This is a genomic window from Pimelobacter simplex (assembly GCF_024662235.1).
Classification (GTDB): domain Bacteria; phylum Actinomycetota; class Actinomycetes; order Propionibacteriales; family Nocardioidaceae; genus Nocardioides.
This window is the reverse complement of the sequence record NZ_CP096276.1, coordinates 4,302,064-4,323,959: the sequence shown is the minus strand read 5'-3', so window position 1 is coordinate 4,323,959 and position 21,896 is coordinate 4,302,064. Positions and strand designations below refer to the sequence as shown.

Sequence of the window (21,896 nt, the reverse complement as noted above, 5' to 3'; positions counted from 1 at the left end):
CGCGCCGTCTCGCCAGGCGGGCCCCAGCACGCGGTCTGACTGGAACTGCCTCATCATGCTGTCATGGACGTCGCGGGTGCGGGCGACCCGATCTGGGTCGTGAAGCGGTGGCGCCGCTACGGCAACGACCGCCTGTACGTCGAGCTGGCCGACGGCGCCAAGGTCGGCTACTGGGACCTGGTCGCCGACACCGCGCACCCCAGCACGCCCGCTGACGAGGCGCTGCTGCTGCGGGCCGTCGCCGACTGGAAGGGCGGCCACCAGACCGCCCCCGCGCCGCCCGCTCCGCTGCCTGCTGCACCGCGCCCCGAGCCGGGGCGCGCCCCCGAGCCGGAGCCCGAGCCCGACCCCGAGCCCGTCGCCCCCTTGCCCTGGATCGACCTCGCGACGACTCCTCCCGGCGCCGCCGCCCGCGAGCAGGCCGAGGCGGCCCGCGCGGCCGCGCCGATCAAGACGGTGCTGGCCCGGGTGCTGGGCGTGCACACCGACGAGCGGGCGTGGCGGCTGGGCGCGGTGGGGGAGGAGCAGGTCGCCGCGCAGCTGGCCAAGGTGGCCCGGGACGACGGGCGGTGGCGGTTCCTGCACGCGATCCCGGTGGGCAACCGGGGCAGCGACATCGATCACCTGGTGATCGGGCCCGGGGGCGTGTTCACGGTCAACACCAAGCACCACCCGGGCGCGAGCATCTGGGTGGGCGGCGAGACGTTGCTGGTCAACGGGACGCGGCAGCCCTACATCCGCAATGCGCGGCACGAGGCGGAGCGGGCCGGGCGGCTGCTGAGCGCGGCGTGCGGGTACCCGGTCCACGTCGGTGGTCTGGTGGTGCCGGTCAACACCGACGAGGTGGTGGTCAAGAGCCAGCCGGCGGGCGTGGCCGTCGTCCCGCGGCGCCGGTTGGCGGGATGGCTGCGGCGGCACGGGGAGATCCACCCACCGTCGACCGTCGAGGCCATCTTCGCGATGGCTCGACGGTCGACGACGTGGCAGTGAACGGGCTCAGCCTGAGCCCGGGCAGCCGCCCGGGCCAGCGCTAGCGCTAGCGCTGCGGTACGGCGGCCGACGTGCGCGCCGGGACGCGCAGGCCGGTCGAGGCGCCGGCGCTGCGGAACGCCTGGACGGCGCCCTCGGTGTCGCCGACCTCGGTGAGGAGCTCGGCGAGCTCGAACCACAGCTGGGCGGCCCGGCGGTCGGAGCCGGCCGCGGTCAGCGCGGTGACGCCGTCGCGGAACAGCTCGCGGGCGGCCTCGCGGTCGCCGTCGGCGAAGGCGATCCGGCCGCGCAGCACCGAGACGGAGGCGCGCAGCACCGAGGCGTCCTCGGGTGCGGTGGCGGTGGCCTTCTCGACGCACGAGCGGGCGGCGTCGTGGTCGCCGAGCGCGAAGTGCGCCTTGCCGCGGGTCAGGTGCACGAGCGCGACCTCGGTGGCGGAGGCGCCGGACCAGGCGAGCTCCTGCTCGGCACCGGCCAGGGTGGCCAGGGCCGCGGCGGGGTCGGCCGGGTCGGAGAGCAGCTGGAGGTTGGCGACCTGGGCGCGCAGCGTGGCCAGGTTGCGGTTGTCGTCGCTGAGCGCGAAGAGGGCGAGCGCCTTGTCGGAGAGCTCGAGCGCGGCCTGGGTGCCGCCGCGCTGGGCCTCGGCCCGGCTCGCCTTCCAGTACGCCGTGGCCTTGCCGACCGCGGAGTCGTGCTGCTCGGCGGCCTCGAGGGTGCGTGCGCACATGCGCATCGCCTGGCCGGTGTCGCCCTGGAGCTCGTAGGCGCCGGCGACGGTGACGGTCAGCTCGACGGCCTCGCTGAGCCCGGACAGGCCGAGCTCGTCGATCATCGTGGCGGAGCGCTCGGCGATGCTGATCGCGCGGGTGTGGTCGCCGCTGTCGCGGTAGCACCGGCACAGCGCGACGAGCGCCTCGAGCCAGCCCGCGTCGGGCGTCGGGGCCGAGGTGAGGTCCTCGAGGAGGAGGATCGCGCCGTCGAGGTCGCCGCTCGCTTCGAGCGCTCCGGCCCGGACCTGGCGCGCCGCGCGCTGCACGAAGTCGATCCGCTCGGTCGCCGGGTCGTCGAGCACCGCGCCGACCGCGGCCAGGGCGCCGTCGGGGTCACCGGAGATCAGGCTCAGCCGGGCGTGGTCGACGGCGAGGCGCAGCTCGTGCACCTTGTCCCGGGGGACGTCGAGGAGCAGGTCCTCGAGCGTGACGCCCATCCGGTTCGCCATTCGTTCGAGCAGGCCGGCCTCCGGACGGCGCTGGCCGTCCTCGATCCGGGACAGGTACGCCGCCGAGACGTCGTCACCTGCGACCTGGGCCTGGGTCATCCCGGCGGCCACACGCGCGATGCGCATGCGGCGGCCGAGCTCTGCCGCGTCGATGGTGCGGCTCAATTCCGCGAGGTGTGTGTCCACAGCGCCTATTCTGCCTCGACTTGACAAGGAGCGATACGAGGGACACGCATTTTGGTCGAGGTCACCGGAAGTTCGGTACGCCGCCGTCCGGGGCGGCGCCCGGCTTCGGACCCAGGCAGACGGCCACGAGCTCGCCCGCGGCCTCTCCGCTGAAGACCGCCCAGCCGCGGTCGAAGGACACCAGCTCGGTGCCTCCTGCCGGGGTCCGGACGATCGCGGTGCTCGGGATGACGTCGCGGTCGAACCCGGTGACCGAGCAGCGGTTCTGCTCCATCAACGCGTCGAGCGGTCCCATCGACAGGCCGAGCTGGGTGGAGGGCGCGCTCGGCTTGGGTGTCGAGACGACACCGACCGCGCCGAAGCCGACCAGCAGGGTGAGAGCGGCGACCGTGGTCGCCGTCCGCACGGAGTGGACGCCGACCCGCAACCAGCGGGGAGGCGTGATGGTGTCGCGCACCTTCGTCCCCCTCGTCCGGTCTGGTCGTCCACGTTCGGTCCGTCGTGATCTCAACGACCTGGACGGCGCCGGGTCACGACTGGTCGGCTACCGGCAGGATGGGTCCATGAGCATGACCTGGTTCGACTCACCGACCGACGCGACGGCCCGGCTCGAGGGTGCCGGCTACCTCGCGGACGCAGCGACGGCGACCACCACGTTCCTCGCGGGCGCACTGGAGAAGCCGCTCCTGCTGGAGGGTCCGGCCGGTGTCGGCAAGACCGAGCTGGCCAAGGCGGTCTCGCGCGCGACGGGCGCCGAGCTGGTGCGGCTCCAGTGCTACGAGGGGCTCGACGAGGCCCGCGCGCTCTACGAGTGGAACTACAAGAAGCAGTTGCTTGCGATCCAAGCCAGCGGCGCCGAGGCACAGGCAGGACCAGGGACCACTGGGGACGGCGACCACCAATCCCGGCCATGGGAGGACCTGGACCGGAGCATCTTCACCGAGGAGTTCCTGCTGACCCGGCCGCTGCTCACCGCGATCCGGCGCGAGGAGCCGACGGTGCTGCTCATCGACGAGGTCGACAAGACCGACATCGAGGTCGAGGGCCTGCTGCTCGAGGTGCTCAGCGACTTCCAGGTCACGATCCCCGAGCTGGGCACGGTCGCCGCGACCCGCCGTCCCTACGTCGTGCTCACGTCCAACGCGAGCCGCGAGCTCTCCGAGGCCGTGAAGAGGCGCTGCCTCTACCTGCACATCGACTACCCGGACGCCGCCCGCGAGCGGCAGATCCTCCAGCAGCAGGTGCCCGCCCTCGACGACCGGATCGCCGAGCAGCTCGTCGCCACGGTCGGCCGGCTGCGCGAGCTCGAGCTCAAGAAGGCGCCGTCGATCGCGGAGTCCGTCGACTGGGCGCGCACGCTCATCGCACTCGAGATCCGCGAGCTCGACGAGAAGGCGATCAAGGACACCCTCGGCGCCGTCCTCAAGCACCAGTCCGACCACGAGCGTGCGGTCAAGGAGCTCAAGCTCGCCCGGGCTTGAGGACGCCATGACCGACCGCACCGACCAGTCCGGGCTGCTCGACCGCCACCTCGCGTTCGTCGAGGCGCTGCGCGGCGCCGGGCTGTCGGTGTCGCTCGCCGAGGACATCGACGCCGTCGCGGCCCTGGCGGCCGTGCACTGGTCCGACCGTACGACGGTCCGGGACGCCTTCGCCGCGACGCTGGTCAAGAAGCAGGCCCAGCGCACGACCTTCGACGCGCTCTTCGACGTCTACTTCCCCGCGATGGTGGGCGATGGCGCCGCAGCGGCCGCCGACGCGGACGACGCCGACGCGGCCGGCCCGAGCAAGGACAACGCCACCGCGCTGGTGGGTTTCCGCGACCGGCTGGCCGAGGCGCTCGAGGCTGCCCAGCTCGACGACGCCCAGCTGCGCCAGATGGCCGCCGAGATGGTCGGCACGTTCGGCGCGATGCCCGGTCGCGGGCCGGGGCTGTCGTCGTGGTCGGCCTACACCGCGCTCCAGCGGGTCGCCCCGCAGGAGCTGATCGACCGGCTGGTCGCGGGTCTGATGAACGCCGGGGCCGACGAGGACGACGCCCGCCGCCAGGCCGGTCGCCGGATCGGCGCGTTCACGGCCCTCGTCGAGGACGACGCCCGCCGGCGGATCGCCGAGGAGAAGGGGCCCGACCACGTCGCCGACGTCGCGATCCGGCCGAGCATCGACAAGCTCGCGTTCATGGCCGCGCGGCGTACCGACCTCGACGAGATGCGCAAGGAGATCTTCCCCCTCGCGCGCCGGCTCGCGACCCGGCTCGCCAAGGAGCAGCACTCCCGGCACGCGCGGACCGCGCCGCTCGACTTCCGTCGTACGGTGCGCGCGTCGATCGCCACCGGCGGCGTCCCGATCACCACGCACCACCGGCCCAAGCGCCCGCACCGCACCGACCTGGTCGTGCTGTGCGACGTGAGCGGATCGGTCGCCAACTTCGCCCAGTTCACGCTGCTGTTCGTGTTCGCGCTGCGTGAGGTCTTCCAGTCGATGAGGGCGTTCACGTTCATCGACCACGTGCACGAGGTGACCGGCCACTTCCGCCCGGGCGCCGACCCCGTCGACGTCCTCTCCGACCTCGCGGCCAGCGCCAGTCACGCGGCGCTGTGGGGCCGGACCAACTACGGCCGGGCGTTCACGAAGTTCGCCGAGAACCACGCCGACGCGCTCACCCCCAAGACCACGCTGCTGATCCTGGGCGACGCGCGCTCCAACTACAGCGACCTGCACGAGGACACCCTCCGGCAGCTCACGGGCTCGGTGAAGCGCACCTTCTGGCTCAACCCCGAGCACCAGCGCAACTGGGGCACCGGTGACTCCGCGGCCCCCACCTATGCCGAGATCGTGCGGATGATCGAGTGCCGCAACCTCACCCAGCTCAGCGAGTTCGTGCACGAGCTCGCCTGGTGATGCGGTGAGGCCGGTGGGCACGGGTCAGGCAGTGAACTCCAGCGGCTCGTTCTCGACCGGCTTGCGGAAGACCAGCAGGTCCTTGAAGTAGTTCATCTTGAGCCGCCACGGCTCGACCGAGCCCTGCTTCGGGAACTGCTCGATCGAGCGCATGACGTAGCCCGCCTCGAAGTCGAGGAACGGCTCCTCGGCGACGGCCGGGTCGCGGCGCGGTACGACGACGCGCGTGCCGGTCTTGTCCATGTGCTGGAGCACGCGGACGACGTACTGGCAGACGAGGTCTGCCTTGAGCGTCCAGGACGCGTTGGTGTAGCCGACGATGAACGCGAAGTTCGGGATGTCGCTGAGCATCATGCCCTTGAACGCCATCGTGTCGGGCAGCTTGACCTCGGCACCGTCGACGGCGAGCGTCGCGCCGCCGAAGACCTGGAGGTTGAGGCCGGTCGCGGTGACGATGATGTCGGCCTCGAGCTCCTGGCCGGACTCGAGCAGGATGCCCTTGTCGGTGAAGCGCGCGATGCGGTCGGTGACCATGTCGACGGTGTGCCGGCGCAGCGCCTTGAACAGGTCGCCGCGCGGGACGACGCACAGCCGCTGGTCCCAGGGGGCGTAGGGCGGCGTGAAGTGCTCGTCGTACGAGACGTCCTTGGGGAGCTGGCGCTCGGACATCCGGCGGATCAGGGCGCGCGCCTCGCGCGGCCGGGCGCGGCAGAACTCGTAGAAGCCGATCGTCATCGCGAGGTAGCGGCCGCGGACGAGCTTGCCGGCGACCTTGTCGGGCAGCGTCTGCAGCAGTCGGTAGGAGATCGGGTCGGTGAGCGGCTGGCTGACGATGAACGTCGGCGTGCGCTGGAGCATCGTGACGTGCCCGGCGCCGCTCTCGGCCAGCGACGGGATCAGCGTGACGGCGGTGGCGCCGGAGCCGATGACGACGACCTTCTTGCCCTGGTAGTCGAGGTCCTCGGGCCAGTGCTGCGGGTGGATCACCTGACCCTGGAAGTCGCCGATGCCCTCGAAGTCGGGCGTGAAGCCCTCGTCGTAGCGGTAGTAGCCGGACGTCGACCACAGGAAGCCCGCGGTGATCTGCTTGGTCTCGCCGGTGTCGGTGCGCTCGACGGTGACGGTCCAGCGCGCGTCGTCGGTGGAGAACTCCGCGTGCACGAGCTTGTGGTGGTAGCGGATGTGCTGGTCGATGCCGTTCTCGCGCGCGGCCTCCTGGAGGTAGGCGCGGATGTCGGCACCGTCGGCGATGGCCTTCTTGCCCTTCCAGGGCTTCCAGCCGAAGCCGAGGGTGTACATGTCGGAGTCGGAGCGGATGCCGGGGTAGCGGAACAGGTCCCAGGTACCGCCGAGGGCGTCGCGCATCTCGAGGATGGCGTACGACCGGGCCGGGAAGGCCTTGCCGACGTGGTAAGCCGCGTCGATGCCGGACAGGCCGGCGCCGATGATGAGGACGTCGAGGTGCTCCACGGAGTCGGACATCTACGCTTCCTTCAGGTTGAGGAGCTGCTCGACCGGGAGGTCGGGCACCTCGATGTTGCGGGAGGCGGCGAGCCCCTCGATCTGCAGCCAGGTCACGTCGGCCAGCAGCCGGGTGAACTGGGGGGCCGGCGGGCGCAGCTCCTCGCGGGAGCTCCAGTTGCGGACGGCGGCCATCACGCCACCGACGAGCAGGAAGACCCACGGCGTCAGGGCGTCGCGGTCGTCCTCCTCGACGTCGGCCTCGAGGACGGCGAGGAAGCCGCCGATGACCAGCTCGATCTGCTCGGCGATCTGGCCGATCGCGACGTCGAGCGGCTTGGACGCGGCGCCCGCGATGTCGCGCTCGGCGAACCTCATCAGGGCGACGTTGTCGGCGCCCCAGCCGACGTAGGCGTGGACGATCCGCTCGACGATCTCGCGCGGGGTGCCCTCGAGGGTGACCGCGGCGAGCAGGAGCTCGCCGGCGCGGGTGCAGATCTCCTGCTGGATGGCGACGTCGAGGTCGGTGCGGTCCTCGAAGTAGCGGTAGAGCACGGTGCGGTGCACGGAGGCCTCGTCGGCGATCAGCTGCACGCTCAGCTCGGCACCGGGCTCGAGGTCGCGCGCGAGCACCGTCAGGGCGGCGTCGATGACGGCCTGCCGGCGGTCGGCGTTGTGCTGCTGCCAACGCCGCTTGCGGCCGTCGGTCGAATCGCGTCTCCCGTTGCCGGTCGCCACGGCGACACCTCCTCGCATCGTCACGATGTCAGCGACACCGTACGACGAAGCAGCCCGCGCCGCCGGGTCGCGACCGGAGTCGCGGCGACCGAGCGCTGCTCGGCGACGTCGGTGATCTTGGCCCGCGGCCGGCCCGCCTGCGCGCCCCGCTCGCGCTCGGCGGCGTCGAGGCGCTGCCAGGCGGCGAGGTCGGCGGCCTGGGGGTACCGGGCGGTGACGAGGGCGGTGAGCTCGGCGGCTGAGCCGGTGGGTGCGGGGAGTCCGGCGTCGAGGTCGTCGAGGATCGTCTCGACGGTCTCCTGGGCGTCGGTCTTGTTGGTGCCGATGAAGCCGGTCGGGCCGCGCTTGATCCAGCCCACGACGTAGAGGCCGGGCTCGACCCGGCCCTCGTGGTTCGGCACGGTCGCGGTGCGCTCGTCGAACGGCAGCCCGGCGACGGGGCGGCCGCGGTGGCCGACGGAGCGGACGACCAGGCCGGCCTCGATGGTGCGGACGTCGTCGGTGGCGACGGCGCGGACCGTGCCGTCGGCGTCGGCGACGAGCTCGTTGCGGGCGACCCGGACGCCGGTGACCCGGCCGTCGGCGCCGAGGACCTCGACGGGGGAGGAGGTGAACGCGAGGACGATCCGGCGTCGGCCGGCGTCGCCCGAGGGGGCGCGCTCCCCGAGCTCGCGCAGCAGGGTGCTGCGCTGGTCGTCGCCGGTGAGCAGCGCCGGGTCGGCCTCGACGACCACGTCGACGTCGTCGAGCGCGGCCAGTCCGATCAGCTCGGGCACGGTGAACGCCGCCTGGGCGGGACCCCGCCGGCCCAGCACGACGACCTCGCGGACCGCGCTGGCGCGCAGCTGGTCGAGCGGGCCGGGAGCCAGGTCGGTGCGCTCCAGCACGTCGATCGGGCGGGCCAGGATGCGGGCCACGTCGAGGGCGACGTTGCCGTTGCCGACGACGACCGCCCGCTCGTGGGCGAGGGGGACGTCCAGCGCCTGCTGGTCGGGGTGGCCGTTGTACCAGCCGACGACGGCGGTCGCGGGGACCGAGCCGGCGAGCTCCTCGCCGGGGATGTCGAGGCTGCGGTCGGCGGAGGCGCCGACGGCGTAGACGACCGCGTCGTAGTGGGCGCGCAGGTCGGCGAGCGTCACCGCGTCGGCCCGGTCGGGGGCGCCGACCTCGACGTCGAGGAAGTAGCGGAACCGCGGCTGGCGCTCGATCGCCTCGAAGAGCCGGGTGACGAGCTTGGTCGAGGCGTGGTCCGGTGCGACGCCGTGGCGGACCAGCCCGTACGGCGTGCGCAGCCGGTCGTAGACGTCGACGCCGCCGACCTCGGGGTGCTTGAGCAGCTCGTCGGCCGTGTAGAGCCCGGCGGGCCCGGCACCGACCACGGCGACCCGGAACGGGCCGGTGCGGGTGAGCCGGCGCTGCTGGGGGACCAGCGCGACCGGCGTCCGGTCGGCGTGCGGGAAGGCGTCGTAGTAGGCGGCGTTGAGCTCGAGGAACGGCAGCTGCTTGGTCGTCAGCGCCGCGTCCGGCACCATCGCGCCGACCGGGCAGGCCGTGGCGCAGGCCCCGCAGCCGACGCAGGAGTCTGCGTCGACGTAGACCATCTCGGTGGTGCCGAAGCCCGGCTCACCGGGAGCGGGGTGGATGCAGTTGACCGGGCAGGCGACGACGCACGAGGCGTCGGCGCAGCACGACTGCGTGACGACGTAGGCCATGGTGGGTCCGCGGTCCGCTCAGACGGCGGCGGACTTGGGCTCGCTGCGGAAGCGCGAGGGACGGCCGTCGATGCCGAGCAGGCGCCACACGCGGCGCGAGACGCGGTTCATCAGGCCGAGCTCGTCGGCGAGCATGCGCACGTCGCCGAAGGTGTCGCGCAGGAGCTTCTCGGACTTGTCGGACTTCCAGTAGACCTCGCGCATGACGCTCTTGGGGATGTCGAGGTCCTTCTGCATCTTGCGCGTGGGCTTCATGATCACGTCGCACAGCACCCGCATGATCAGCGGGTAGGCGAGCGAGAGCCCGAAACGCTGGAGCGTGCCGTAGTCCTTGGAGCGCTCGACCAGGTAGGAGTGCGCGAAGCCGATGTGGCGGGCCTCCTCGGCCACGTGGATCTGCATCACCCGGGTGACCATGGGGTGCATCTCGTGGCCCGAGCGCAGCACGGACTTCTGGAGGTAGTCGATCGGCTCCTCGCCGGCCAGGATGCCCATGAAGAAGACGTTGGGCAGGCCGCGGCCGGCCAGGGTGAGCAGCGGCGCGACCTTGACGAACCAGCCGGGGCCGCCCTGGACGTCGATGCCGATCCGGTTGACGCCCTCCTGGAACATCTGGGTGTGGTGGCACTCCTCGGTCACCTCGTGGGTGGAGTAGCGGAACTCCGCCTGGCCGTTGGGCATGCCGATCAGGTGGTTCATCACGCCGGCGATGAGCAGCTGCTCGAACTGGAGGCCGACCTTCATGATGTTGGCCATCCGGTACATGCCGATCTCGATCTGGCGCTCCTGCGGGAGCGAGCGGTACCAGTCGGTGCCGCCGAGCGAGTCGATCTCGGGGAGGATCCAGCGCGGGTCGTTCGGCACGACCTCGAGCTCGGGGCTGTCCCAGGCGATGTCGAGGAAGGCGTCGAAGTGCTGGTGGACCGACGCCTCGGACAGCACGCGCAGCGTGTCCTGGTAGCTCAGGCCAGTGGTGTCGACAGGGGTGTCGACGGGGGTGTCGGCGGTCGCAGTCATGTCGTCGGTCCGTTTCTCGTCATCGAAATCAGGAGCATGCGCTGTGTTAGCGCAACACCATGTTGCGTACATTGACCGGGGTTTTGTCAAGCGATTCGTCGAAGATTTGAGTACTCGTGCCCAGCCTGGACGGCGCTCGGGTGATCAGGATCTCTCCCATGTCCCACGCCCTGCTGCCCTCCGCCGCCGCCCTCGCCGACCGCACCCCGCCCGAGCGCAACCGGGTCGTCGACCTGCTGCGCGCGGTCGCGATCCTGGTCGTCGTCCTCGGGCACTGGCTGATGGCGGCCGTGTACGTCGACCGCGAGGGCGGTCTGCACCGCGGCGACCTGCTCGACCTCGCCGCGTGGACCCACCCGCTGACCTGGGTGCTCCAGGTGATGCCGGTGTTCTTCCTCGTCGGCGGCTACGCCAACGCGCTGTCGTGGCGCTCGGCCCGCCGCCGCGCCCAGCCGTACGGCGGCTGGCTCCGGTCCCGGTTGCGCCGGCTGGTGCTGCCCGTGCTCCCGCTCATGGTGTTCTGGGCGGTCCTGGCACCGGCGGCGCACGCGCTCGGCGCCGACCCGGACCTGCTCCGGATCGCCAGCCGAGCCTCGCTCGTGCCGACCTGGTTCCTCGCGGCGTACGTCGTCGTGGTCGCGGTCGCGCCCCTCACCCTGCTCGCGTGGGAGCGGGCGGGCTGGTGGGCGGTCGCCGGCGGGCTGGCGCTGGGTGGGCTGGTCGACTACGTCAGCGTGAGCCGGGACCTGCTCGCGGTGGGCTTCCTCAACTACGTCGTGGTGTGGTCGACGGTGCACATGCTCGGCTACGCCTGGCTCGACGGACGGCTCGCCTCGGCCGGTCGCCGGCTGGCGCTGGTGGTGCTCGGGCTCGGCGTCCTGTGGCTGCTCACGGTCCACGGCCCCTATGCGGTCTCGATGGTCGGCGTCAGCACCGACGAGATCGACAACGCCTACCCGACCCGGGTCACCCAGGGCTTCCTCGGGCTGCTCCAGGCCGGCGTCGTGCTCAGCCTGGAGCCGCTGCTGCGACGGCTGGTCGCGCGGCGCCGGGTGTGGGTCGCCACGGTGCTGGTCAACGGCCGGATCATGAGCATCTACCTGTGGCACCTGACGATGCTCGGCGTCCTCGTCGCGGGCTCCCTGGCGCTCGACGGCCTCGGCCTGCACCGGCTGCCCGACACCGCGGGCTGGTGGGCGACCCGGCCGCTGTACTTCGGGGTGCTGGCGCTGCTGACCGCCGGTGCGGTCGCGCTCGTGGGGCGCTTCGAGACGCCCGCGGCGGACCCGCGGCCCGCGCCCGCCGCCTGGCGGCCGGTGCTGGCGGTGCTCGGCGTGTGCGGCGGTCTCGGTGCGCTGGCCGCGCTCGGGATCGCCCGGGACGGCGCGATCCTCTGGTACCTCCCGCTGGTCCCGATCGCCGCCTGCCTGGTCGGGGGCGTGGTCCGGCTGCCGGGTAGCCTCGGCCGCCATGCAGCTGATCCGGCCCGGTGAGCCCCGCAGGTTCGTCCAGCTCTGGGTGAGCGAGGCGACGGGCGCATGGGTCCGGCGCGAGGGTGTCGTGGGCCGCGCGGGCGAGGTCACCGAGCTCGGCCTCGCGGGCGAGGCGACGACGGCGGCGGAGCTCGCGGCGCCGTACCTGGCCGAGGGGTTCGCCGAGGTCGACGACGCCGCGCTCGACTGGCTCGTCGTGCAGTGGGCCTCGCAGACCAAGCGCCGCGACGACTGGCTGGTCGAGCACGCGGGGCAGTGGCTGGCGGCCGTGCTCGACGAGCGCGGGCTGGGCTACGTCGACGGGCACGACCGCGGCAAGCGCGGCTCGGACGGTGCGCTGGTGCTCAACGTCTACGTCCGGGTCGCCGATGCCGAGGCGGGGCGCACGGCCGTGCTGGCCGCGCTGCGCCAGGGACGGGCCGACGAGAAGCGGGCGAGCATCGCGCACCGGGCGCCGGACGGCACCGAGTGGACGGTGCGCCACGAGCGGACGTCGGGGCGGCTGCCGGGCGGGTTCAGCCTCTGAGGTAGCCCGCTGCGCGCCAGCGGTCGAGCGCCGCGCGCAGGTCCGGGTGGTCGGCGCGGTCGGCGGCGCGGCCGCCGGCGACGAGTGCCGGGACGCCGGGCTCGGTGCCGGCGTCGTAGACCACGGTGACCCGGTTGGGCGTGCCCGCGTTGATGAGCGAGCCGAGCAGTGCGACCGGGTCGGTGCGGTCCTCGAGCGAGAGCACCTGGACGTCGGCCGGCAGCGCGGGCAGCTGGGCCGCCGGGGCGTTGGCGGTGACGACCTGGTCGACGACGAAGCCGGGCAGGTCGGTGCGGGTGGCGACCTCGAGCGCGGCCGCGCCGCCGCTGCCACGGCCGACGAGCATCACCCGGGTGGGCGCGGGTCCGGGCTCGACGGCGGCGCCGAGCGCGCGGATGACCGCGCCGGCCTGGCCGGAGGCGTCGCCGGAGACCAGGCGCAGGCGACCGGGGGCGGGCGTCGTCGTACCGCCGCAGGAGACGAAGGCGACCAGGCGGCCCGGCGCGACCCGGAGCACCCGCACGGGCTCGTCGGCGTCGGCGCGGGCGAGGAGGGTCATCAGGTCGCCCAGGCCGGAGGGCGCGGCGTCCGGGTCGTCCTCGACGGCGACGGTCCCGCTCGCGGACGCGGTGGTGGCGTCGGGGGCCTCGGTGAGGTCGACCGCGACGTCGCGCAGGGCGGCGGCCCAGTCGTCGGTGAGCGGCGCGATGCCGCACGCGCGCAGGCCGCCGGAGCGGGCCGCGGCGCCGGAGTCCCCGGAATGCACGCCGGCGGTGAGGAGCCCGCGCATCTGGAGGCTGTCGAGCACGCCGCCACCGGTGGTGACGTGCTCCATCAGCTCGGGGTTGGCCTCGGCCAGCTCGCCCAGGTAGGCCGCGACGCCGTCGCGGTCGAGCGCGTCGGTCTCGATCAGGCCGGCCGCCACGATCGCGCCGCCGAGGTTGACCTCGGGGGCGAGGTAGCCGATCGCCTTGCCCGCGATCGAGCCGAGGGTCTGGTAGGCCGCGGCCTGGAGGTCGTCGATCCAGCGGTAGGTGAGCACGGTCGCGCGCAGCACCAGGGCGTCGGCGTCGAGCTCGATGGAACGCCCGAGCAGGCCGCCCTTGCCGGTGGTCGCGCCGCGGACCTCGTCGTCCGCGGTCGCCCAGGTGGTGGGCGAGAGCGGCGCCGAGTCGGCGACATCGGGATCGGCGAGCACGTCGCGGCCGAGCTGGGCCCAGCTCCGCATCTGGGCGCCGGCGTCGTCGAAGAGGTCGGCCAGGCGCAGCATCTGGTCGTACTTGTCGGCGAGGTCGGCGGCCTCGACCGCGGTCGGCGGCGGGGTCTGCGGCGTGGTCTGCGGCGGGGTCTGCCGTCCGGCGGTCATCGCGCGGCCTCGCCGAGCACCGGCGCCACCACGGCGGCGAGGTCGTCGGGACCGACCGCGCGGACCTCGAGCCGCAGCGCCCCGTCGGCGTGATGCGGCCGCAGCGCGCGCCAGCCGTCGGCCAACAGCGACCACGAGACGACGCCGACGGTGTCGACCGCGTCGCCCGAGACGTCGGCGACGAGCGCGCGGAGCCGGCCGCGGGCCTCGCCGGAGAGCGCGGTGAGGACCCGGACGACGACGTCATCGGCCAGCGGACCGTCGGCACCGTGGACCCGGCCGGTGTGGCGGGCGACGAGCACGGGGAGCAGGTCGCCGCGTCCGGCGCTGCCTGCCTCGGCGGCGGCGTCGGCGAGCTCGAACGGCAGGTCGACGTACGACGGGACGGCGGAGCGCTCGACGGTGACCTCCTCGGAGGGCACCGCGATCCGGGCCAGCTCGGCCGGCCAGGCGTCGGTGCCGAACCAGCCGAGCTCGAAGACCATGCCGTCGGCGGTCGCGAGCGAGGCGACGGCGCTGCCGTCCTGGCGGTGCCAGACCTTGGCCTGGACGCCGGCCATGGAGACGTCGACGTCGAGCGCCAGGCGCGGGGCCGCGAGCAGTCCGATCGCGCCGGCCAGGCCGGGGTCGAGGCGGGTGCTGTCGAGCAGTCCGCGCCGGGCCAGCGACTCGTCGGGATCGTGGAGCGCGGCGACGACGCCGCGGTATGCCTGGTCGTCGAGGGTGGCCGGGCTGCGGCCCAGGCGCGCCTGCATGGCGTCGGTGTCGCGCGGCGGCGCCACCTCGAACGGCAGCGGCGCCCCGCCGGCGAGCCGGGCGGCGTGCTGGAGCTCGGGGAGGGTGAGCCCGATCCGGCGCGGCGCGGCGACGAGCGCGGACGCCGGCCGGGTGGCGACGGTCGTGAGGTCGATGGTCGGCACGCGCTCAGCGCTCCAGGCCGGGGACGTCGACGCCCAGCCAGTCGCGGTGGCCGGACGGCGGCGGGGTGAACGCCGCGAGGGTCTCGTCGAGCGGGTCGGGCGTGATCCGCGGGCCGTGCCCGGCCTCGTTGCGGGTGGCGATCGCCGCGATCCGGCCCTGGGCGTCGGCGACCAGCGCGGACACCCGGGTCTCGGTCGCGCCGATCTCGTCGCGCACGGCGTCGACCGCCTCGGCGTGGTCGGCCAGGGCGTCGGCGGCGCCGGTGTGGCGCTCGGCCGCGATCCGCAGGTGGCTGGCCCGGTCGGTCACCCGCTCGCGCATCGCGTCGCCGGCCCGGCCGGTCCAGCCGAGCGCCTCGACCCGGGCGACCAGCTCGTCGGCGAGGGCGCGCACGTCGGCGCCCTGGTCGCGCAGCTGCGCGACCCGGCGCCGGATGATCTCGCTGTCGCCGTACATGAGTCGCGCCCTTCCCGTTCCCGCCCCGAGTCAAACCTGGGGGATTCCGCCCTCACGGACGCCTTCGTTGAGTCATCCTCGATCCATGACCGGCTCCCGTCATGCTGTCATCCGCTTCGCGATCGCGGAGTCCGCTCTCGGCTGGGTGCGTCGCGAGCACCACGAGTGACGGCGCGGAGCCGGGCCGCGTTCGCGCCCGAGGACGTCGCCGACGCACGCCGCGGGGAGCCCGCGACCGACCTGTCCGGCTGGGCTTCCGGAGCGGGCTGGGAGTACCTCGGCCAGCAGGTCCCGTCGGGCTTCGCGTCGGTCGTACCGATGTGGGCCGAGCACCTCTTCAGCTGCGCGCGCGGCGTCCTGGCCGGTGACGTCTTCGCGGCGGTGATGCACCAGCTCTACGAGGTCGCGGTGAGCACCGACGGCCCGGAGATGGACGGCGCCTTCCACGACGTCCGCTCGGGCGGCACCTGGAAGTGGCTGGGCACTTGGGACAACGGCCCCCGCGACGAGCCCTTCGCCCGCGACGCGGTCTGGGTGCCGGCCACCCGCGGCGCCGCTCGGGTCCCGCAGGCCGCGCTGCTGCCGCGGCTGTGCCTGCGCCGCTCGGACCGCCTGCCGTCGTCCGGCTCGCGCGACCTCGCCGACCTCGGGCTGGAGGGCTTCCGGCTGGCCGGTGAGACCGACCCGGTCCTCGACGAGATCATCGCGACCTGGCTCGGTGGCGAGGCGGGCGCCGCGCTCCGGGCGCTGCCGCACCCCTTCGTCGAGGTGGTCGTCGCGGGCGGGCACGTCGCCCTCGTCCGCAACGGGTACGCCGCCCCGGACGAGGCCGACGCCTTCGTGGCCGCGCTCGCCGCGCTCGCCCGGGGGCTGCGCGACGCCTGCGCCCCGCTCGCCGTACGGGCGCCGGTGGGGAGTGCCCTGCCCCCGCCCGCGTGGGCCGACCCCGCGTGGACCGCGCCCGGCCTGCTCGACGTCCTCTCGGGCGCGTGGTGGGGCGCCTACCGCGAGGCCGCCGCCGAGCTCGGGCTCACCCTCGAGGACCCCGACGCCTTCCACCGCGCCTTCCCGGACCAGCCGGTGCCCGGCCGGGCCCAGGGCGTGCTGCGCGGCCGGGTCGACGGGCTCGCCACCGAGGCCCGGCTCGCCTGGTTCGCCGACGGTGTCGCGCCGGTCGACGGCTGGGTCCGCGCCGCCCTGCTGCTCCCTGCGCCGGCCGGCGTCCCGGCGGCCGCCACGCGCCGCGGCGGGAGCCTGGTCGAGGAGACCGGGATGTGGGGTGAGGTGGTCGGCGACCTCGCCGCCTGCTGGACCGTACGACGGCTCCCGGGCACGCTCGACGCGGCGGGCGTCGTACCGGCGGCGGTGGCGGCGGCGCGACGCCTGGGCTTCGTCCCGCCCGGGCCCTAGCCGCGGCGGCGGGTGACCCGGTGCGCGGCGGCGGCGACGGGGACCACGACGGTGAGCACGAGCCCGGCGCCCGCGGTCGCCAGCACGCCGGCCGATCCGGCCCCGATGGCGGCGAGGACGAACATGCCGCTCAGCGCCGCGCGGGCCGCCACCCACCACCAGGGGCGCCGGCGCCACGATCGGGCGCGCGGGTCCGGCGCCGCGGGGTCGGCCCAGCGGTCGGGTACCGGCAGGTCGCTCGGCTCCGGCACGCCGCGCAGCCGGCGCACCCGGCGGGCGCGGTGCTGCCGGTGCGCGAGCCGGAGGACGTAGCAACCCACCCCGGCACTGAGCGCGGTCACCGCGAGGCCGCCCCACGCGGGCCCGTGCCCGTCGGCGACCGGCAGCAGCACGATCAGCCACGACGCCGCGAACACCGCCGCCAGCAGCGCGGCGAGGACCGACAAGCCCCACCAGCTGGTCACCTGGGTACCCGACACGACCGGGCCGAGGCCGATCTCGTCGGGTGCATAGCTGTGCGGCTCACCCGACCGGGTCAGCCGCAGCACCCGGCGCTCACCGCGCACGAGCGCCGCCCGGTGCTCGTCGACGACGGCCTGGGGGTCCGGGGACGCGGCCCTCACAGCCGCCCGTCGAGCCGGTCGAGCGCGGTCGTGATGTCGTCGGCCGTCCCCGCGAAGCTGAACCGCAGGAACCGCCCGCCGTCCACGGTGTCGAAGTCGACGCCGGTCGCGACCGCGACGCCCGTGCGGGCGAGCAGGTCGCGGCAGTAGGCCATCGAGTCGGTGGTGAGGTGCCCGACGTCGGCGTAGGCGTAGAAGGCGCCGTCGGCCGGGGCGAGCCGGTCGATGCCCAGCCGGCGCAGGCCGTCGAGCAGCAGGCCGCGGTTGTGGGCGTAGCGCGCGACGTGCCCGTCGAGCTCGGCGTACGACGCGTCGTCGAAGGCGGCGAGCGCGGCGTGCTGGGCGAGCGCGGGCGGGCAGATCGAGAAGTTGCCGGTCAGCACGTCGACGGGGCGGCGGAGCCGCTCGGGGGCGAGCATCCAGCCCAGGCGCCAGCCGGTCATCGAGAAGTACTTCGAGAACGACCCGAAGACGATGGCCTCGCGAGAGGTCTCCCACGCGCTGCTCGACCGGGAGCCGGCGTACTGGATGCCGTGGTAGATCTCGTCCGAGACGAGCTGGACGCCGTGCTCCTCGCACCAGCGGGCGATCGCGGCGAGCTCGTCGGGCAGCAGCATGGTGCCGGTCGGGTTGGCGGGGCTGGCCACGACGAGGCCGTCGAGCGGCTGCTGCGCGTGCGCCTCGGCCAGCTGTGCAGGCGTCGGCTGGAAGCGGGTCGCCGGGCCGGTCGGGATCTCGACCAGGTCGCAGCCGAGCGCGCTGAGCACGTTGCGGTAGCAGGGGTAGCCGGGCCGGGCGATCGCCACCCGCGCGCCCGCATCGAAGGCGGCGAGGAACGCCAGCAGGAAGCCGCCGCTCGACCCGGTGGTGACGATGACGTCGTCGGCGTCGACCGCCACGCCGTAGGTACGCCGGTAGTGCCCGGCGATCGCCGCGCGCAGCTCGACGACGCCGGTCGCGGTCGTGTAGCCGAGCGGGTCGCCGCTGCCGAGCAGCCGGATCGCGGCCGCGCTGACGCCCGCGGGCGCGCCGGTGCTGGGCTGGCCGGCGACGAGGTTGACCAGGTCGCCGTGGGTGCGCTGCCGCTCCGCCGCCGCGGCGAGCAGGTCCATGACGTGGAACGGCGGGACGTTCGCCCGGGCGGCGGCGGTCAGGCGGTCGGTCACGGTGGTCCCTCCAGTCACAAGTTTCGCCGGTTGACCGGCGAAACTCCTACTTGACCGACGGAACTTCGTCGGTCAGGTGACAGTTTCGCCGGTCAACCGGCGAAACTGTCACCCGGCCGCGTGCCGCCCCGCCCGGCGGCCGAAGAACGAGCCCTCGCCGAGCTGGGTGCCCGAGCAGTAGCCCGCACCGTCCTGGGCGATGTTCGCCGCGCAGGCGCCCGCGGCGTAGAGGCCGGGCACGACCGACCCGTCCGTACGGCGTACCTCGCCGTCGACAGTGGTCGCCATGCCGCCGATGGTGAAGCCGGCGTAGAGCGCGACCCCCAGCGACAGGTCCAGGACCGCCCACGGTCCGGCGGTCTGCGGGGCGATCCAGTCGGGGTGCTTGTGGAAGTCGGGGTCCTCGCCGGCCGCCGCGTTGTCGTTGTAGCGGGTGACCGTCTTGACGAGCGAGCCGGCCGGCATGCCGAGCCCGGCCTCCATCTCCTCGAGCGTCTCGAAGCCGTCCTTGAGGGGCACCAGCGGCATGTGGTCCTCGCCCAGGTGCTCGCTGTCGACGATGAGGTACGCGACGGCGTCCGGCTGCTGCATCACGTGGTACGACGTCCGCGCGTGGTAGCTGTCCTCGGCGACGAAGCGCTGCCCGTCCTTGTTGACGATGATGCCCTTGCAGCGCGACGACGGCGGGTAGAACGGCGCGGTGATGAACGGCTCCTCCATGTTCTCCAGGGCGGCGCCGACCGACTCGCCCAGGCGGATGCCGAGGCCGTCGTCGTACGTCGAGCCGAGGGTGAACAGCTTGGAGCCCAGCGCGGGCGTGTAGCGGGCGACCATGTCGGCGTTCATCACGAAGCCGCCGGCCGCGACGACCACGCCGCCGGCGCGGATGACGCCGGTCTTGTCGAACGACTTCCAGGCCAGGCCGACCACGCGGCCGCTCGCCGGGTCGCCGTCGACGACCAGGTTGGTCGCGCCGGTCTCGTAGCGGACCTCGACGCCGGCCTTCTCGACCTGCTCGCGCAGCAGGTCCATCACGATCTTGGTGCCCTCGGTGTCGCCGGGGACCGGGACCTTGTGCCCGCGCGGTGCCGGTGCGACCTGGTCGCGGAACGGCCAGACCTTCTCGTTGCCGGTGAACATCAGGCCCTCGGTGCCGGGCTGGATGACCGCCTTGCCGGGGAAGTACGAGCGCTCGAACTCGAAGCCGAGGGCCTCCAGCCAGTCGAAGTGGGCGACCGACCCCTCGCAGTAGGCGCGGATCTTCTCCTCGTCGGGGTCCTTCGTGCTCGCCATGAGGTAGCCGGCCATCGCCTCGACCGAGTCGTCGTGGCCGGTGGCCCGCTGCACGGCGGTCCCGCCGCCGAGGTAGAAGTGCCCGCCCGACATGGACGACGTACCGCCGTGGACGGCTGCCTTCTCCAGCAGCAGCACCCGGGCGCCGCTCCGGGCGGCCTCGAGCGCGGCGCACCCACCGGCGATGCCGAAGCCGACGACCACCACGTCGTACTGCTCCGTGTCGGGGGTCAGGACGTCGGCAGGCAGCGCGGCGGGAATGGCCAGGCCGGCGGGGAGGTTGTCGTTGTGCGAGCTCACGGGCTCAATCTAGAACATGTTCTACCGATAGACTACGGTCCCGCCACCCGACGAAAGCCGAGTTGCCTCTTGACGTTCGACGTCCACCAGCTCGACATGTTCCTGCTGATCGGCGCCGGGGTCACCTTCCTGGCCGTGCTGGCGGTGCGCGCATCCTTCGGGCTGGGTCTCCCCAGCCTCCTCGTGTACCTGCTCATGGGTGTCGCGCTCGGCGAGGCCGGTCTCGGGATCGGCTTCGAGGACGCCCAGCTCGCGCACGCGCTCGGCTTCGGCGCGCTGGCGGTGATCCTGGCCGAGGGCGGCCTGACGACCAACTGGCGTGACGCGCGCCCGGCGATGCGGCTGGGGCTGTCGTTGGCGACCCTCGGCGTGCTCGTCTCGATCGTGGTCGTCGCTGTCGGCGCGCACTTCCTGCTCGGGCTGTCCTGGCAGCTCTCGATCCTGCTCGGGGCGATCTGCTCGCCCACCGACGCCGCCGCGGTGTTCTCGGTGCTGCGCGTGGTCCCGCTGCCCAAGCGGATCACCGGGACACTCGAGGCCGAGTCCGGCCTCAACGACGCCCCGACCGTCGTCCTGGTCACCCTCGTCTCGTCCGGCGCGGTCGGCGAGCACGGACTGCTCGGCACGACCGGGATCATGGTCTACGAGCTGGTCGCCGGCGTCGGGATCGGCCTCGCCGCCGGCTTCGGTGGCGCCTGGGTGATGCGGCGCGTGGCGCTGCCGGCGTCCGGTCTCTACCCGATCGCCGTGCTCTGCCTGACCTTCATTGGGTACGGCGCCGCGGCCGAGGTGCACGCGAGCGGCTTCGCCGCGGTCTTCGTCGCGGGGCTCGTGCTCGGCAATGCCGACCTCCCGCACCGCGCGGCCACCCGCTCGTTCGTCGAAGGCCTGGCCTGGCTCGCCCAGATCGGGCTGTTCGTCATGCTCGGCCTGCTGCTCTCGCCCGAGCGGCTCTCGTGGGCGACGGTCGGCATGGCGGTCGTCGCCGGCCTCCTGCTGACGTTCCTCGCCCGTCCGCTGTCGGTCCTCGTCAGCGCGGTGGTCAAGCCGATGAAGCTGCCCGAGCTGGCCTTCATCTCCTGGGCCGGCCTGCGCGGCGCGGTGCCCATCGTCCTGGCCACGATCCCGCTCGCCGCGGGCGTCGACGGCGCCACCCGGCTCTTCGACATCGTCTTCGTGCTCGTCGTCATCGACACCCTCATCACCGGCCCGACCCTCCCGCTGACCGCGCGCCTGCTGCGCGTGGCGCGGCGCTCGGAGCCGCGGGGGATCGACGTCGAGGCGGCCCCGCTCGAACGGGTCGCCGCCGACCTGCTCCAGATCACGATCAGTCCGTCGTCCAAGATGCACGGCGTCGAGGTCGGCGAGCTGCGGCTACCGCTCGGCGCCAACGTCGCGATGGTGGTGCGCGAGGGGCACACGCTGGTGCCCGAGCGGCGTACCGTCCTGCGCCACGGCGACGACCTGATCGTGGTCACCCCGCGCAAGCTCCGCGAGGACACCGAGCGCCGGTTGCGCCAGGTCAGCTCGGGCGGGCGCCTCGCGCAGTGGCTGCACGACTGAGCGCGCGGACCGTCAGCTGACGCTGTCGGGCTGGCTGCTCAGCGGCGGCGTGCAGATGTGGGAGTCCTTCTGGGCGGTGACCTTGTCCTGGCCCTTCTTGACGCCCTGGAAGCGCTTGCCGACGACGATCGTCACGCCCGGGTAGCCCGAGGGCTGGTCGACGATGTCGACGTTCTTGCCGAGGTACGACGCCAGCAGGAGCGCCGCCGGGTCGCCGGGGTCGCTCGCCCACACCTGCGCACCTACGGCGCCGGTCTTGTCGGGGGCGTTGCCGAGCTTGCCCTTGACGAAGCCGAAGGTCTCGAGCTTGGACAGGGTGTCGCCCGCCAGCCCGTTGGGCCCGCCCGCGTTGAGCACCGTCACCATCACCTGGGGCGGCGCGACGTCGTCCCCGGCCGGGATGAGCGTGTCGGTGCACGGCTGCGCGGCGACCTTCTCGGGGAACGGCTCGGCGATCTGGGACCAGGCCCAGATGACCCCACCGAGGAAGAGCACGGCCAGCACGGCCAGGGTGATGGCGGAGCGGCTGTTCTCCCGCACGTCCAGGGCCACGTC

General features: G+C 73.6%; 19 protein-coding genes and 1 pseudogene. 7 read left to right on the top strand and 13 right to left on the bottom strand.

The window, feature by feature from the left end:
• The first annotated feature begins 63 nt into the window (after positions 1 to 63).
• On the top strand, positions 64 to 990 hold the full coding sequence (locus tag M0M48_RS21235; RefSeq protein WP_257752648.1) for a nuclease-related domain-containing protein: 927 nt from the start codon (positions 64 to 66) through the stop codon (positions 988 to 990).
• Between the two features lie 46 nt (positions 991 to 1,036).
• Here the strand turns inward: M0M48_RS21235 and M0M48_RS21230 are convergent, their stop codons facing one another.
• Positions 1,037 to 2,395: a helix-turn-helix domain-containing protein gene (locus M0M48_RS21230; RefSeq protein WP_257752647.1), complete on the bottom strand. Its 1,359-nt coding sequence runs from the start codon at positions 2,393 to 2,395 to the stop codon at positions 1,037 to 1,039.
• Positions 2,396 to 2,456: 61 nt separating this feature from the next.
• Complete coding sequence (locus tag M0M48_RS21225) at positions 2,457 to 2,852, bottom strand: hypothetical protein (protein ID WP_215812629.1); 396 nt, start codon at positions 2,850 to 2,852, stop codon at positions 2,457 to 2,459.
• 106 nt (positions 2,853 to 2,958) lie between these two features.
• Here M0M48_RS21225 and M0M48_RS21220 point away from each other — a divergent pair, with 106 nt between their 5' ends.
• A complete protein-coding gene (locus M0M48_RS21220) occupies positions 2,959 to 3,876 on the top strand; it encodes an AAA family ATPase (RefSeq protein WP_215812630.1) in 918 nt (305 codons plus the stop codon).
• Positions 3,877 to 3,883: 7 nt separating this feature from the next.
• The gene (locus M0M48_RS21215; RefSeq protein WP_257752646.1) at positions 3,884 to 5,296 is read left to right on the top strand and encodes a VWA domain-containing protein; all 1,413 of its coding nucleotides are present in this window, start codon (positions 3,884 to 3,886) and stop codon (positions 5,294 to 5,296) included.
• Positions 5,297 to 5,320: 24 nt separating this feature from the next.
• Here the strand turns inward: M0M48_RS21215 and M0M48_RS21210 are convergent, their stop codons facing one another.
• The 4 genes from M0M48_RS21210 to M0M48_RS21195 are packed head-to-tail and all read right to left on the bottom strand — an operon-like array spanning position 5,321 to position 10,224.
• A complete protein-coding gene (locus M0M48_RS21210; RefSeq protein ID WP_257752645.1) occupies positions 5,321 to 6,778 on the bottom strand; it encodes a flavin-containing monooxygenase in 1,458 nt (485 codons plus the stop codon).
• Positions 6,779 to 7,495, bottom strand: a complete 717-nt coding sequence (locus M0M48_RS21205; RefSeq protein ID WP_257752644.1) for a TetR/AcrR family transcriptional regulator — start codon at positions 7,493 to 7,495, stop codon at positions 6,779 to 6,781.
• A gap of 20 nt (positions 7,496 to 7,515) precedes the next feature.
• Positions 7,516 to 9,207, bottom strand: coding sequence for an FAD-dependent oxidoreductase (locus tag M0M48_RS21200; protein WP_257752643.1), 1,692 nt, complete (start codon positions 9,205 to 9,207; stop codon positions 7,516 to 7,518).
• Between the two features lie 18 nt (positions 9,208 to 9,225).
• The gene (locus M0M48_RS21195) at positions 9,226 to 10,224 is read right to left on the bottom strand and encodes an AurF N-oxygenase family protein (RefSeq protein WP_215812635.1); all 999 of its coding nucleotides are present in this window, start codon (positions 10,222 to 10,224) and stop codon (positions 9,226 to 9,228) included.
• Between the two features lie 158 nt (positions 10,225 to 10,382).
• Between M0M48_RS21195 and M0M48_RS21190 the strand changes: the two genes are divergently transcribed.
• Both M0M48_RS21190 and M0M48_RS21185 read left to right on the top strand, forming a co-directional pair.
• Complete coding sequence (locus M0M48_RS21190) at positions 10,383 to 11,717, top strand: acyltransferase family protein (RefSeq protein WP_257752642.1); 1,335 nt, start codon at positions 10,383 to 10,385, stop codon at positions 11,715 to 11,717.
• The gene (locus M0M48_RS21185) at positions 11,695 to 12,243 is read left to right on the top strand and encodes a hypothetical protein (protein WP_257752641.1); all 549 of its coding nucleotides are present in this window, start codon (positions 11,695 to 11,697) and stop codon (positions 12,241 to 12,243) included. The genes M0M48_RS21190 and M0M48_RS21185 overlap by 23 nt, the downstream gene beginning before the upstream one ends.
• Here M0M48_RS21185 and M0M48_RS21180 read toward each other — a convergent pair.
• The 3 genes and pseudogenes from M0M48_RS21180 to M0M48_RS21170 all read right to left on the bottom strand — a co-directional run.
• Positions 12,233 to 13,609, bottom strand: a complete 1,377-nt coding sequence (locus tag M0M48_RS21180) for a hypothetical protein (protein ID WP_257752640.1) — start codon at positions 13,607 to 13,609, stop codon at positions 12,233 to 12,235. The two genes, M0M48_RS21185 and M0M48_RS21180, sit on opposite strands and share 11 nt — an antisense overlap.
• Complete coding sequence (locus M0M48_RS21175; RefSeq protein WP_257752639.1) at positions 13,606 to 14,529, bottom strand: hypothetical protein; 924 nt, start codon at positions 14,527 to 14,529, stop codon at positions 13,606 to 13,608. Before M0M48_RS21175 ends, M0M48_RS21180 begins: the two co-directional genes overlap by 4 nt.
• Positions 14,530 to 14,533: 4 nt before the next feature.
• A pseudogene (locus M0M48_RS21170) lies at positions 14,534 to 14,992 on the bottom strand (WXG100 family type VII secretion target); the annotation flags it as partial.
• Positions 14,993 to 15,151: 159 nt separating this feature from the next.
• Between M0M48_RS21170 and M0M48_RS21165 the strand changes: the two are divergent.
• Entirely contained in the window at positions 15,152 to 16,396 is a 1,245-nt protein-coding gene (locus tag M0M48_RS21165; RefSeq protein WP_257752638.1) for a hypothetical protein, read from the top strand.
• Here M0M48_RS21165 and M0M48_RS21160 read toward each other — a convergent pair.
• The 3 genes from M0M48_RS21160 to M0M48_RS21150 all read right to left on the bottom strand — a co-directional run bounded on the left by M0M48_RS21160 (position 16,393) and on the right by M0M48_RS21150 (position 19,778).
• On the bottom strand, positions 16,393 to 17,019 hold the full coding sequence (locus M0M48_RS21160; protein ID WP_257752637.1) for a hypothetical protein: 627 nt from the start codon (positions 17,017 to 17,019) through the stop codon (positions 16,393 to 16,395). The two genes, M0M48_RS21165 and M0M48_RS21160, sit on opposite strands and share 4 nt — an antisense overlap.
• Positions 17,016 to 18,185, bottom strand: coding sequence for an aminotransferase class I/II-fold pyridoxal phosphate-dependent enzyme (locus M0M48_RS21155; protein WP_257752636.1), 1,170 nt, complete (start codon positions 18,183 to 18,185; stop codon positions 17,016 to 17,018). The genes M0M48_RS21160 and M0M48_RS21155 overlap by 4 nt, the downstream gene beginning before the upstream one ends.
• Before the next feature lie 108 nt (positions 18,186 to 18,293).
• Positions 18,294 to 19,778: an FAD-binding protein gene (locus tag M0M48_RS21150; RefSeq protein ID WP_257752635.1), complete on the bottom strand. Its 1,485-nt coding sequence runs from the start codon at positions 19,776 to 19,778 to the stop codon at positions 18,294 to 18,296.
• 69 nt (positions 19,779 to 19,847) lie between these two features.
• Between M0M48_RS21150 and M0M48_RS21145 the strand changes: the two genes are divergently transcribed.
• A complete protein-coding gene (locus M0M48_RS21145) occupies positions 19,848 to 21,341 on the top strand; it encodes a potassium/proton antiporter (RefSeq protein WP_308220332.1) in 1,494 nt (497 codons plus the stop codon).
• Positions 21,342 to 21,353: 12 nt separating this feature from the next.
• Here M0M48_RS21145 and M0M48_RS21140 read toward each other — a convergent pair whose 3' ends face one another.
• Entirely contained in the window at positions 21,354 to 21,893 is a 540-nt protein-coding gene (locus M0M48_RS21140) for a LytR C-terminal domain-containing protein (protein WP_215812643.1), read from the bottom strand.
• Positions 21,894 to 21,896: the final 3 nt, after the last annotated feature.